Origin of the sequence: Amycolatopsis sp. ATCC 39116 (assembly GCF_000231075.2) — a bacterium.
Classification (GTDB): Bacteria; Actinomycetota; Actinomycetes; order Mycobacteriales; family Pseudonocardiaceae; genus Amycolatopsis_E; species Amycolatopsis_E tucumanensis.
Window position 1 is genome coordinate 1 of sequence record NZ_AFWY03000046.1, and the last position, 12,418, is coordinate 12,418.

General features: G+C 72.4%; 15 protein-coding genes. 5 read left to right on the forward strand and 10 right to left on the reverse strand.

The genetic code is table 11. The features are described from left to right. Nucleotides 1-249: 249 nt before the first annotated feature. From AMY39116_RS0332085 to AMY39116_RS0332130, 10 genes are all read right to left on the reverse strand, one after another. On the reverse strand, nt 250-813 hold the full coding sequence (locus AMY39116_RS0332085) for an NTP transferase domain-containing protein (protein WP_020421703.1): 564 nt from the start codon (nt 811-813) through the stop codon (nt 250-252). Continuing rightward, nucleotides 806-1,600 (reverse strand): IclR family transcriptional regulator, encoded by a 795-nt coding sequence (locus tag AMY39116_RS0332090; RefSeq protein WP_020421704.1) that lies wholly within the window; start codon nt 1,598-1,600, stop codon nt 806-808. The genes AMY39116_RS0332085 and AMY39116_RS0332090 overlap by 8 nt, the downstream gene beginning before the upstream one ends. 63 nt (nt 1,601-1,663) lie before the next feature. Beyond that, nucleotides 1,664-2,065, reverse strand: coding sequence for a 4-carboxymuconolactone decarboxylase (pcaC, locus tag AMY39116_RS0332095; RefSeq protein WP_020421705.1), 402 nt, complete (start codon nt 2,063-2,065; stop codon nt 1,664-1,666). Further along, nucleotides 2,062-2,823 (reverse strand): 3-oxoadipate enol-lactonase, encoded by a 762-nt coding sequence (pcaD, locus tag AMY39116_RS0332100; protein WP_020421706.1) that lies wholly within the window; start codon nt 2,821-2,823, stop codon nt 2,062-2,064. Before pcaD ends, pcaC begins: the two co-directional genes overlap by 4 nt. Next, nucleotides 2,820-4,145, reverse strand: a complete 1,326-nt coding sequence (gene pcaB, locus AMY39116_RS0332105) for a 3-carboxy-cis,cis-muconate cycloisomerase (RefSeq protein WP_020421707.1) — start codon at nt 4,143-4,145, stop codon at nt 2,820-2,822. Before pcaB ends, pcaD begins: the two co-directional genes overlap by 4 nt. After that, on the reverse strand, nt 4,138-4,683 hold the full coding sequence (pcaG, locus tag AMY39116_RS0332110; protein ID WP_020421708.1) for a protocatechuate 3,4-dioxygenase subunit alpha: 546 nt from the start codon (nt 4,681-4,683) through the stop codon (nt 4,138-4,140). Before pcaG ends, pcaB begins: the two co-directional genes overlap by 8 nt. Nucleotides 4,684-4,756: 73 nt before the next feature. Further along, nucleotides 4,757-5,500, reverse strand: a complete 744-nt coding sequence (gene pcaH, locus AMY39116_RS0332115) for a protocatechuate 3,4-dioxygenase subunit beta (protein WP_020421709.1) — start codon at nt 5,498-5,500, stop codon at nt 4,757-4,759. A gap of 19 nt (nt 5,501-5,519) precedes the next feature. After that, nucleotides 5,520-6,695 carry a thiolase family protein gene (locus AMY39116_RS0332120; RefSeq protein WP_020421710.1) on the reverse strand — a complete coding sequence of 392 codons (1,176 nt, stop codon included), beginning with the start codon at nt 6,693-6,695 and terminating at the stop codon, nt 5,520-5,522. After that, entirely contained in the window at nt 6,692-7,420 is a 729-nt protein-coding gene (locus AMY39116_RS0332125) for a CoA-transferase subunit beta (protein ID WP_051123640.1), read from the reverse strand. Before AMY39116_RS0332125 ends, AMY39116_RS0332120 begins: the two co-directional genes overlap by 4 nt. A 32-nt stretch (nt 7,421-7,452) precedes the next feature. Continuing rightward, nucleotides 7,453-8,271 carry a CoA transferase subunit A gene (locus AMY39116_RS0332130; protein WP_020421712.1) on the reverse strand — a complete coding sequence of 273 codons (819 nt, stop codon included), beginning with the start codon at nt 8,269-8,271 and terminating at the stop codon, nt 7,453-7,455. Between the two features lie 86 nt (nt 8,272-8,357). On the opposite strand from AMY39116_RS0332130, the gene AMY39116_RS46875 reads away from it, so the two are divergent. From AMY39116_RS46875 to AMY39116_RS0332155, 5 genes are all read left to right on the forward strand, one after another. Next, nucleotides 8,358-8,525, forward strand: coding sequence for a hypothetical protein (locus AMY39116_RS46875; protein WP_020421713.1), 168 nt, complete (start codon nt 8,358-8,360; stop codon nt 8,523-8,525). 35 nt (nt 8,526-8,560) lie between these two features. Further along, nucleotides 8,561-9,535, forward strand: coding sequence for a D-glycerate dehydrogenase (locus AMY39116_RS0332140; protein WP_039791882.1), 975 nt, complete (start codon nt 8,561-8,563; stop codon nt 9,533-9,535). Nucleotides 9,536-9,545: 10 nt separating this feature from the next. After that, nucleotides 9,546-10,238 carry an HAD family hydrolase gene (locus AMY39116_RS0332145; RefSeq protein WP_020421715.1) on the forward strand — a complete coding sequence of 231 codons (693 nt, stop codon included), beginning with the start codon at nt 9,546-9,548 and terminating at the stop codon, nt 10,236-10,238. A gap of 54 nt (nt 10,239-10,292) precedes the next feature. Then, on the forward strand, nt 10,293-10,886 hold the full coding sequence (locus tag AMY39116_RS0332150) for a TetR family transcriptional regulator (RefSeq protein ID WP_020421716.1): 594 nt from the start codon (nt 10,293-10,295) through the stop codon (nt 10,884-10,886). 62 nt (nt 10,887-10,948) lie between these two features. Further along, nucleotides 10,949-12,397 (forward strand): FAD-dependent monooxygenase, encoded by a 1,449-nt coding sequence (locus AMY39116_RS0332155; protein ID WP_020421717.1) that lies wholly within the window; start codon nt 10,949-10,951, stop codon nt 12,395-12,397. The last annotated feature ends 21 nt before the right edge of the window (nt 12,398-12,418 follow it).

The window sequence follows — 12,418 nt, forward strand, 5'->3', positions numbered from 1 at the left end:
ATCTGCGGGCCGGAATCCCGGCGAAGGGCGCCTGCCGGTGAACCGGCGTGGCCCGGGGTTGTCGCCGCCTGGCGGGGCAGGTCCGCAGGGGTATCCACGTCCGGCCATGGGTGACCACCGAACTCCACGGGACACCCGCCGGGCGAACCGGGTCGGCGGGGTGGTCGCCGGTCAGCGCGGCCGGTCCGGGGCCGGAATCCCGGCCAAGTGCACCTGCTGGCGGACCAGCCTGCGCGGCGCCGGCGCCGCTCAGCGCCGCAGGTCCGCTGGGGTGTCCACGTCCTGGCCGCCGCCCAGGTCGGCGCACTCCACCAGCCGCAGATCGGTGCGGCCGCGGAGCCAGTCGCGGGCTCCGCGGTCCCCCGAGGCGCTCTCCGCGACCTCGTCCCACCAGCGGTGGCCGAACAGCACCGGATGCCCCGGCACCCCGTCGTAGGCGGCGCGCGCGACCACGTCCGGCGAGGCCAGCGCCCGCAGCCGCGCCACGATGCGGGCGTCCACCCCCGGCAGGTCGACCAGGTGCACCAGCACGGCCGACGCGTCCGGCAGTGCCCGCAGCCCGGCCCGCAGCGACGCGCCCATTCCGCTGGCCCAGTCCGGCGACTCGACCGACCACGACGGATCCGGCAGCAACGCCCGCACATCCGAAGCCTGCGCGCCAACCACCACCCGCACCGGCGCACAGCCACCGTCGGTCAGCGCGCGCAAAGCCCGGCGCAGCAACGGTTCCCCGTCCAGTTCGACCAGCGCCTTCGGACGCCCCATCCGCCGCCCGGCGCCGGCCGCCAGCAGCAGCCCGGCGCACTCACCCACGGCGCGCCTGCGCGGGTGCGACGGCCAGGTCGTCCTCGATGCGCTTCGCGGCGGCCAGCAGCGGCGGCACCATCTCCTCGATCACCGTCTCCCGCGGCGTGCGGCTGGCATGGGTGGACACGTTCACCGCCGCCACGACGCGGCCCTGCCGGTCCCGGATCGGCGCCGCGACCGACCGCAGCCCTTCCTCCAGCTCCTGGTCCACCAGCGCCCAGCCCTGCTGCCGCACCGCCGCCAGCTCGGCCCGCAACGCGGCGGGCGAGGTGAGCGTGTGCGAGGTCAGCCGCTGCAACTCGGCCTGCTCCAGGTACCGGGCGAACCCCTCGTCGTCGAGCCCGGCGAGCAGCACGTGCCCCATCGAGGTGGCGTAGGCGGGGAACCGGGTGCCGACGTTGATGCTCACCGTCATGATCCGGGACACCGCGACACGCGCGACGTAGACGATGTCGGCGCCCTCCAGCACGGACACCGAACTCGACTCGCGCACCTCCGCGGACAGCCGCTCCAGGTGCGGCTGCGCGACCTCGGGCAGCGTCATGCTGGACAGGAACGCGTAGCCGAGCTCCAGCACACGCGCGGTCAGCGAGAAGTACTTCCCGTCCGTGCGCACGTACCCGAGGTCGACGAGCGTCAGCAGGAACCGCCGGGCCGCGGCGCGGGTCAGGCCGGTCGAGCGCGCCACGTCGGACAGCGTCAGCTCGGGCGCCCCGGCGCCGAACGCGCGGATCACGGCCAGGCCGCGTTCCAGCGACTGGACGTGGTGCGCGCCGCGCTCGGTCGGTTCCATATTCCCAATCTAACTGCGGCGCGAAGCGCCTCCGTTGAGGGTGGTGGCGGGCGACGGGCGGGATTAGTGGGCGCGCGGCTGGGCGGTGGGCTCTCCCATCTCGGCCAGTGTCTTCTGCGCGATGGCGAACGCCTCGTTGGCCGCCGGCACCCCCGCGTACACGCCGGCGTGCAGCAGCACCTCGCCGATCTCGTCGGCGGTCAGCCCGTTGCCGACGGCGGCGCGGACGTGCATCGCGATCTCGCCGTGGCAGTGCAGCGCGGTGAGCACGGCCAGCGTGATGCAGCTGCGGGTCTTGCGGTCCAGGCCCTCGCGGGTCCAGATCGAGCCCCACGCGGCGCGGGTGATGTAGTCCTGGAACTTCTGCGTGAACTCGGTCGCGTTGGCGGTGGCACGGTCGACGTGCGCGTCGCCCAGCACCTCGCGCCGGACCTTCATGCCCGCGTCGTACAGCTCGTCGCTCATCGCGCCCCCTTCAGGTGCTCCAGGAGCAGTTCGGTGAACTTGCCTGGCTGCTGGTAGCTGCCCAGGTGGGCGGCGTGGTCGATCAACTCGAACTTCGCGCCCGGGATGCCGTCGGCGATGACCTGCCCGTGCGCGGGCGGCAGCGCGGCGTCGTCGGCTCCCGAGATCACCAGGGTCGGCGCGGTGATCGTGCCCAGCCCGGCGGTCAGGTCGAGCCCGGCGATGGCCTCGCAGCACGACGCGTAGCCCTCGGCCGGGGTCGTGGCCGTCATCTGCCGCAGCTCCTCGGCCAGTTCGGGGTTCGCGTCGATCCAGTCCCGCGTGAACCACCGGCCGATGCTGCCCTCGGCGATCGTCGCCATGCCCTCGGCACGCACCTGCTTCGCGCGCCCGGTCCACATGTCGACGTTGCCGGGCTTGACCGAGGTGAACGTCAGGGCCAGCGACCGGATCCGCGACGGCGCGTGCTGCCCGAGCCAGGCGCCGGTCATCCCGCCCAGCGACAGGCCGACGAAGTGCGCGGACTCGACGCCGAGCGTGTCCAGCAGCTCGACGACGTCACGCCCGAGGTCGGCGATCGAGTACGGCCCTGGCGGCACCGGCGACTGCCCGTGACCCCGCGTGTCGTAGCGGACGACGCGGAAACCGTTGTCCACCAACGGCTTCACCTGCGGCTCCCACATGCGCAGGTTGCTGCCGATGGAGTTGCTCAGGACGACGAGTTCGCCGTCGCCCGCGGTCTCGTAGTGGACCTTCACGAAGTCCCCTTTCGCTTCTCCAGCACCCGTTCGACGAAGACCCGCGCGCTCCCCAGGTAACCGGCCGGGTCCAGCAGTTCGCCGATGCGCTCGCGCGACAGGTGCTTGCCCACCAAGGCGTCCTCGGCCAGCAGATCGGCCAGCTCGCCCTCGCCGGCCAAAGCGCGGCGAGTGCACGCGCTCACCGCGTCGTGTGCTTCGAGCCGCCCGGTCTCGGCCGCCAACGCGGTCGTGATCCGTTCGGACAGCAGCGCACCGCGCGTGATGTCCAAGTTCGCGCGCATCCGGTCCGCGTCGACCTGGAGCCGGTCCAGGCTCGTGCGCAGCCAGTGCACGGCGGATCCGGTGCTGCGGAACAGTTCCGTCAGCGGGCGCCACTCGGCGTGCCAGGACCCGGCGGCGCGCTGGTGCTCCTGCGCCATCGCGCCGAGCAGGGTCGCGACCAGTCCGGGCGCCTGCTGCGCGGCCGCCCCGGCCGCCACCGCGGCGACCGGGTTCCGCTTGTGCGGCATGGTGGACGAGCCGCCGCTGCCCTCGGCGACCTCGGCGATCTCCCCGACCTCGGTCTGCGCGAGCAGCACCAGCGACCGCGACGCACCGGCGACCACACCCGCCAACGAACCGAGCGCCCCGGCGAGTTCCGCGATGCGCGTCCGCTCGGTGTGCCACGGCATCGCGGGTTCCGCCAGCCCGAGCCTGCGCGCGAAGGCCGCCAGCACCGCCGGCCCCTGCTCGCCCAGCGACGCCAGCGTGCCGGTCGCCCCGCCGAGCTGCACCGCGAACCGCTGTGCCCGCAACCGGTCCGCGGCCGCGTCCAGCCCGGAGAGCCAGCCTGCGAGCTGGAACCCGAACGTCACCGGCAGCGCCTGCTGCAGCAACGTCCGTCCCGCTTGGACAGTGCCGGCGTGCTCCCGCGCCAGCTCGGCGAGCCGGTCCGCGCACGCCTCGACCTCGCCGAGCAGCACGTCCACCGCACGCGTGGACACCAGCATCGCCGCGGTGTCCACGATGTCCTGGCTGGTCGCGCCGAGGTGCACGACGCGGCCCGCCTCGCCGCCGACCTGCGCGGTCAGCTCCCGCACGAGCGGCGCGGCGGGGTTGCCGACGCCGACGGACTTCGCACCGATCGCGGCGGGGTCGAACTTCCCGTCACGAGCCACGGCGGCGATCCGGTCGGCGTGCTCGCGCGGGATCACGCCCGCGTCCGCCTCCGCCTCCGCCAGCGCCGCTTCCGCGTCGAGCAGTCCCCGCAGCCAGGCGGCGTCGGAGACCTCGTCGCGGACCGGCCCGGCGGCGAGAATCGGGTCGAACAGGTCAGACATCGAAGAACACTGTCTCAGCCTCACCCTGGAGACGCACGTCGAAGCGGTACCCGTCGTCGGTCTTGGCCGCGATCAGCGTGCCGCGCCGGTCTTCCGGCACCGAGTTCAGCACCGCGTCGGCGGCGTTGGCCTCGGTGTTCTCCGGGAAGTAGATGCGCGTGACGACCCGGTGCAGCAGCCCGCGCGCGAACACCGACACGTCGATGTGCGGGGCCTGCGTCGCGCCGTTCTCGCCCGGGATCGCGCCCGGCAGCAGGGTGAGGATCTCGTAGCTGCCGTCCGGCTTGGTCGGGCAACGGCCGAACCCGCGGAACCCGGGAACGCGGCCGCGCGGGTCGTCCGGGTGGTCGAAGCGGCCCTGCGGATCGGCCTGCCAGGTCTCGATCATCGCGTCCGGGACCGGGTTGCCCTCGCCGTCGGTGACGGTGCCGCGGATCCACACCGCGCCCTCGGTGCCCTCGGGCACCACGGTCGGGCCGTCCTCCCAGGGCAGGCCGATCGCGAGGTAGGGGCCGACGGTCTGCGAAGGGGTCGTCATTCGTCTTCCTCTGTGTTCTGCGGGACACCCGCACCCGGTCGGACGAGCAAGCGCGAAAAGGGCCAAGTGTCGCTCACTCGTCCTCCTCCTCCTCGTTCTCGAAAACCGACTGCTCGCGCCCGCGCACCACGATGTCGAACTCGAACGCCAGCGCCCAGTGATCGGTGGTTCGGCTGTAGTCGAACCGCGAGATCATCCGCTGCCGCGCCTTCTCGTCCGGGATCGAGTTGAAGATCGGGTCCTGGAAGAACAGCGGGTCGTCCGGGAAGTACATCTGCGTCACCAGGCGCTGCGTGAACGCCTGCCCGAACACCGAGAAGTGGATGTGCGCGGGCCGCCAGGCGTTGTCGTGGTTCTTCCACGGGTACGCGCCCGGCTTGATGGTGGTGAACTCGTAGCGGCCTTCCGAGTCGGTGATGGTGCGGCCGACGCCGTCGAAGTTCGGGTCCAGGGGCGCGGGCCAGTTGTCACCGATGTGCCGGTAGCGGCCGCCCGCGTTGGCCTGCCAGATCTCGATCAGCGAGTTCGGGATGCCCCGGCCGTCGCCGTCGAGCAGGCGGCCGTGCACCAGGATGCGCTGCCCCTGCGGCTCTTCCGCGTGCTGGCGGGTCAGGTCGTTGTCGAACTCACCGAGGCGGCCGGGGCCGAGCAGTGGGCCGGTCACCTCGGTGAGCATCTGCGGCAGCAGAACGAGCGGCTGCTTCGGGTGCCGCAGGGCCGTCGACCGGTAGCCCGGTGAGTCCAGCGGCGGGTGCGTGCCCTCCGGGTCCCGCCGGTAGCGCGGCAGGATCAGCTTGTTACTCGTCGGTGCTGCCATAGCACGGTTTCCTTTCTCCTCACGCTTCCAGCACGACCGCGAGCCCCTGGCCCACGCCGATGCAGATCGCGGCCAGCCCGTAGCCACCGCCGCGGCGGCGCAGCTCGTAGGCCAGCGACGCGAGAATGCGGCCACCGGAGGCGCCCAGCGGGTGCCCGATCGCGATCGCGCCGCCGTTGACGTTCACGATCGACGGGTCGAGCTTGGGCCAGTCGGCGAAGCAGGACAGGCACTGCGCGGCGAACGCCTCGTTCAGCTCGACCGCGGCCAGCTGCTCCCAGCCGATCCCGGCGCGCTCCAGCGCGATCTCCGCGGCCCGCACCGGGCCGATGCCGAACACGTCCGGATCGACACCCGCCGCGCCGCGACCCGCGATGCGTGCCAGCGGTGTCGTGCCGAGCCGGTCAGCCGCGGCCTGGTCGCCCAGCAGGACGGCGGACGCGCCGTCGTTGAGCGGCGAGGCGTTGCCCGCGGTGATGGTGCCGTTCTTGCGGAACGCGGGCTTGAGCTTGCCCAGCTTCTCCAGGGTCGAGTCGGCGCGGATGCCCTCGTCGCGGGTCAGGTCGGTGCCAGGGACGGGCACGACGTGGTCGTCGTAGAAGCCGGCGTCCCACGCCTTCGCCGCGTTGAGGTGGCTGCGCAGCGCGAACTCGTCCTGTGCCTCGCGGGTGATGCCGTACTGCTCGGCCAGCCGCTCGGTGCTCTCGCCCAGTGAGATCGTCCACTGCTCGGGCATCTCCGGGTTGACCATGCGCCAGCCGAGCGTGCTCGAATGCAGGGTCTGCGTCGCCGGGGAGTACGCCTTCTCCGGCTTGAGCAGGATCATCGGCGCGCGGGTCATCGACTCCACGCCGCCCGCGACGACCAGCGACGCGTCGCCGGTCGCGATGGTGCGGCTGGCCTGCATGACCGCGTCCAGGCCGGAGCCGCACAGCCGGTTCACGGTGGTGCCGGGCACCGAGGTCGGCCAGCCCGCGAGCAGCGCGGCCATGCGCGCCACGTTGCGGTTGTCCTCCCCCGCCTGGTTGGCGTCGCCCAGCACGACCTCGTCGACCGTGCCCGGGTCGAGGTCGTTGCGGGAGGCCAGCTCACGCAGCACGTGCGCGGCGAGGTCGTCGGGGCGGACTCCCGCCAGGGCGCCGCCGTAGCGGCCGAACGGGGTCCGGATGGCGTCGAGAACGTATGCGTCACTCATTTGGCGGCCTTCAACTCCCGCAGGGCCTTCAGCTCGGCCTCGGTCGGCGGCGGCGTGGTCTCCAGCTCCGGCGCGACCTTCAGGTCCCAGCCGGTCGCCTCCTTGACCTGCTCCACCGTGACGCCCTCGTGGATCTGGGTCAGCACCAGCTCCGCGGTCTCCGGGTCGGGGCGCATCACGCCGAGGTCGGTGATCACCAGGGTCGGGCCGGCGCCGGGCAGGCCCAGCTTCTCCCGCTCGCCCTTGCCGCGGCCGTGGCCGAAGGAGGTGATGAAGTCGACCTGCTCGACGAAGCTGCGCTTGCTCTGCCGCACCACGACGTAGACCTCGTGGCAGTTCGCGGCGATCTCCGGCGCGCCACCGGCGCCCGGCAGGCGGACCTTCGGGTCGGCGTAGTCGGCGCCGATGACCGTGGTGTTGATGTTGCCGAACTTGTCCAGCTGCGCCGCGCCGAGGAAGCCGACGTCGATCCGGCCGGGCTGCAGCCAGTAGTTGAACACCTCCGGCACGCTGATCACGGCGTCGGCGGTGTCGGCGAGGATGCCGTCACCGATCGACGCGGGCAGCCGGGTGGGCTTCGAGCCGAGCGTGCCGGACTCGTAGATGAGCACCAGGTCTTCGGCGTGGGTGCGGCGGGCGAGGTTGGCCGCGGTGGAGGGCAGGCCGATGCCGACGAACACCCGCTGACCACCGGTCAGCGCGCGGGCCGCGGCGATCGACATCATCTCGTCGGACGTGTACGTCCGTTCGACCGTCGTCACTGAGCCACCTCCACGCCGAACACCTTCTCGTCCAGCCAGCGCTGGAACGAGTCCCTCTCCCGCCCAATGGAATCCCAATACGCGTAATACTCGTTGTCGCGCTCGGAGTACCCAGCCGCGTAGGACGGGTGCGCGCCGTTGGGCACTTCGGCGACCGCCGTGACGGCCCAGGTCGGCAGGATGACCTGGCCGGGCACCGGGGTCAGCTCGTCGACGACCTCCTCGACCGTGACCAGGCTGCGCTTGGCGGCCAGCACGGCCTCCCTCTGCACCCCGACCAGGCCCCACATCTGGACGTTGCCCGCCCGGTCGGCCCGCTGCGCGTGGATGATCGACACGTCCGGGTTGATGGCCGGCACCGCGGCCAGTTCCTCGCCGGTGAACGGGCAGGTGATCGTCTTGATCGTGTCCGTGTGCTTGGGCAGGTCCGTGCCGCGGTAGCCGCGCAGCACCGCGAACGGCAGCCCGGACGCGCCGGCGACGTAGCGGTTGGCCATGCCGGCGTGGCTGTGCTCCTCGATCTCCAGCGGCACCGGCCACGAGTTCTGCACGGCGTCCCGGAAGCGGTGCAGCGACCCGACGCCCGGGTTGCCGCCCCAGGAGAAGATCAGCTTCTTCGCGCACCCGGCGCCGATGAGCTGGTCGTAGACGATGTCCGGGGTCATCCGGACCAGCGTGAGGTCCCTGCGCCGCTGGCGGATGATCTCCTGCCCCGCCGCGTGCGGGATCAGGTGGGTGAATCCTTCGAGGGCGACCGTGTCCCCGTCGCGCACCAGCTGGGCGACGGCGTCACGGAGCGACGTTATCTCGGCCATTGAGCTGCTTCCGTTCGCATTCCGCACACAAGTTCTACATATGAACATAGCTGGCCGTCCGGAGCCACGCAAGGAAGGGTGGACGCATGAGCGGACCCGAAATCGATCCGGTGACGGCCGAGAGTGAGCAGCAGGACGCCGACATCGGCGGCGAGCACACCGAGCCCACCTACCGCGACCAGGACCCCGAGGTCGGCACCGACGAGGCCGAGCCGGAGGGCGAGGGCGGCCCCGGGGGCATGGACCCCGAATAGCGCGAGCGGCCGCCGATCCTGCGAAGCTGGAGCCCATGCGAATCGTGGTGACGCGGCGGGTTCCGGAAGCAGCGATGGTGGTGCTCCGCGAGGCGGGCGAGGTCTGGGTGTCCGGCGAGGACCGGCCACTCGGCCCCGACGAGCTGCGCGAAGCGGTGCGCGGCGCGGACGCGGTGGTGTGCATGCTGCACGACCGCGTCGACGGCGCGGTGGCCGACGCGGCCGGGTCGCAGCTGAAGGTCGTGGCCAACGTCGCGGTCGGCTACGACAACATCGACGTGCCCGCGCTGGCCGCGCGGGGCGTGACGGTCACCAACACGCCCGGCGTGCTGACCGACGCCACCGCGGACCTCGCGTTCGGCCTGCTGCTCGCGGTGACGCGGCGCATCGGCGAGGGCGAACGACTGCTGCGGTCCCGCACACCCTGGTCGTTCCACCTCGGGTTCATGCTCGGCTCCGGCCTGCAGGGCAAGACCCTCGGCATCGTCGGCCTCGGCCAGATCGGGCAGGCGGTGGCCCACCGGGCCCGCGCGTTCGGCATGCGGATCGTCTACAGCGGACGGTCCCGCGCGAAGCCGGAGGTGGAGTCGGCGCTGCACGCGGAGCACCTGTCGTTCCTGGAGCTGCTGCGCACCGCCGACGTGGTGTCGCTGCACTGCCCGCTGACGCCGGAGACGCGGCACCTGATCGACGCCGAGGCGCTGGGCGTGATGAAGCACAGCGCGTTCCTGATCAACACCACGCGCGGACCGGTCGTGGACGAGGCCGCGCTGGCCGACGCGCTGCTGCGGCGGGAGATCGCCGGCGCCGGGCTGGACGTGTTCGAAAAGGAGCCCGAGGTCGAGCCGCGGCTGCTGGAGATGGACAACGTGGTCGTGACACCGCACCTCGGCTCCGCCACGGTCGAAACCCGGACCGAGATGGCCCTGCTCGCGGCGCGCAACGTCGCTGCCGTGCTGGCGGGCGATGGCGCCGTTAATGAGGTGCGCCCGGACGGCGGCCGCTCCTAGTCTGCGCAGCGTGCGACTGAACGGGCAGGTCCTGATCCTCGACGCCGACGACACGTTGTGGGAGAACAACGTGATCTTCGAGCGGGTCATCGACGACTACCTGGACTGGATCGCGCATCCCACACTGGAGCGCGCCGCGGTGCGGGAGATCCTCGACGACATCGAGCGGGCGAACGCGGTGTCACACGGCTACGGGACCAAGGTGTTCCTGCACAGCCTCGGCGAGTGCTTCGAGAAGTTGCGTGAGCGTCCCGCGACCGCGGCGGAGCGTGCCCGCATCGAGGAGCTGGCGGCGGCGCTGATCAACCACGAGGTCGAGCTGATCCCCGGCGTCGCCGAGACGCTCGTCGAGCTGGGCTCGCGGCACGAGCTGATGCTGCTGACCAAGGGCGACCGCGAGGAGCAGCAACGCAAGATCGACGCGTCCGGGGTGGCCCACCACTTCCGCGAGGTGCACATCGTGCCGGAGAAGCACGTCGAGGTGTACCGCGGCCTGGCGTCGGCGCGGATGCTCGCGCCGGAGTCGACGTGGATGATCGGCAACTCGCCGAAGTCGGACATCCGCCCCGCCCGCGCGGCCGGCATGAACGCGGTGTTCATCCCCAACGCGAACACCTGGGTGCTGGAGCACGACGAGCTGGACGAGACCGACGATCGGGTGCTGACGCTGGGTTCGTTCCGGGAGCTCGTGCGCCACTTCTGAATCTTGCGTGTCACGCATGTTTGCGCGGCACGCAAGTTCTGCTACCGTGGAGCCATGGGCCTGCGGGAGCGGAAGAAAGCCGAGACGCGCTCGGCGATCAGCTGGGCGGCCATCCGGCTGGCCGTTGAGCGCGGGTTCGGCAACGTCAAGGTCGAGGACATCGCCGAGGCGGCCGGGGTCTCCCCGCGCACGTTCAACAACTACTTCTCCAGCAAAGGCGAGGCGATCGTGGCTCGCCACACCGACCGCCTCCGCAACCTCGCCGTCGTGCTCCGCGAGCGGCCGGCCGACGAGCCGTTGTGGGACGCGATCAGCGCCTCCGCCGCGGCCCAGTTCACCCCGGACCTCGCCGCGGCCGAGCACCCGGTGCCCGACCCGGTGACCTGGACGGCCGGCGTGCGCTTGATGCTCGCCGACCCCGCCCTGCAGGGCGATCTGCTCAAGGCGGGCGCGGTGGCGGAAGCCGAGATCGCCGCGGCGGTCGCCGAGCGCACCGGCGCCTCGCTCGAGCGGGACCTGCACCCGCACCTGGTGGCGGCCGCGGTCGTGGCCGCCGTGCACACCGCGATCGGCCACCACCTCCGGACCGATCGCCCGGTGGCGGACCTGCTCACCGAAGCATTCGGCCTGCTCTCCACGGGCCGGTAACTCCACTGTGGACAGCCCGGGCGGGTGCCCGGGCCGATTCCCCCTGCCCGGAAGGATTTTCCATGATCGACGTCGTCATCGCGGGCGGCGGGCCGAACGGCCTCATGCTCGCCTGCGAACTCGCACTGTCCGGCACCCGCGCGGTCGTCCTGGAACGTCTCGACGGACCCCGCACCGAACCCCGCGCCAACGGCCTGGTCGGCGAGGTCGTGCGGATGCTGGACCGGCGCGGCCTGTACGAACGGCTGACCGGCGCGCCCGGCGCTCCCGAACCCGCGCGCGGGTTCGTGTTCGGCGCCTTCCCGTTGCCGCTGGCCGACCTCACCCACCACCTCTACACGCTGATGGTGCCCCAGCGGCGCATCGAGGAGGTGCTCGCCGAACGCGCGGCCGAACTCGGCGTCGAGGTCCGTCGCGGGCACGAGGTCACCGGTCTGACCCAGGACGCGGACGCGGTGACCGTCGAGGTCGACGGACACGAGCCGGTCCGCGCGCGGTTCCTCGTCGGCGCGGACGGCGGGCACAGCGTGGTCCGCAAGCTGGCCGGGATCGGGTTCCCCGGCGTGACCTCCGACGAGTCCGTGTCGTACTCGGCGGAGGTCAGCGTCCCACCCGGGCTCATCGGCCCTGGCGGCGAGCTGGAGGTCCCGGGGTTCGGCGCCGTGCCGCCGTTCCAGCACCTGCGGACCGCACGCGGGCTGATCACCTGGGCGCCGTTCCCCGACCGGAACCCGATGGTCAGCACCGTGGAGTGGGGCCTGCCCGCGGACGGCGAAGCGTCACTGGCGGAAGTGCGCGCCAGCGCCGCCCGCGTGCTCGGCGCGGACCTGCCGCTCGGGCCGCCACCCGGCGCGGGGCCGCACCTGGTGCGCCGCCTGTTCGGCGGGAACACCCGGATCGCCGAGCGCTACCGGGACCGCCGCGTGTTCCTGCTCGGCGACGCGGCGCACGTGCACTCCGCGATCGGCGGCCCCGGCCTCAACCTCGGCCTGCAGGACGCGGTCAACCTGGGCTGGAAGCTCGCGGCGGCGGCCCGCGGCGAGGTGGACGTGCTGGACACCTACGAGTCCGAGCGGCGCCCGGTCGCGCAACGGGTCGCGATGCACACGCAGGCGCAGTCGCTGCTCATCCGGCCGGGTGGCGACGTGACCGCGCTGCGGGAGCTGTTCGGGGAACTGCTCGCACTGCGCGGCACCCGGCAGCACATCGCCGACCTGATGGCCGGCGCGGACATCCGCTACGACGTCGGCGGCCCCGGTGAACCGGCCGGGCGGTTCGCACCGGACCTGCCGGACCTGCCCGCGCTCGCCCGCGGCGGGCGGGCGTTGTTGTTCGATCCGACCGGGACGCTGGACGCCGGGCCGTGGCGGAACTCCGTCGACGTCGTCGAGGCGCCCGGGCTGGAGACCGCGTACCTGCTGCGGCCGGACTGCTTCATCGCCTGGACCGGCTCCGACGGCGACGGCCTGCACGAGGCGCTCACGAGGTGGTTCGGCCCCGGAACGCACTGAGGGAGGACGCCGCACGGGCGC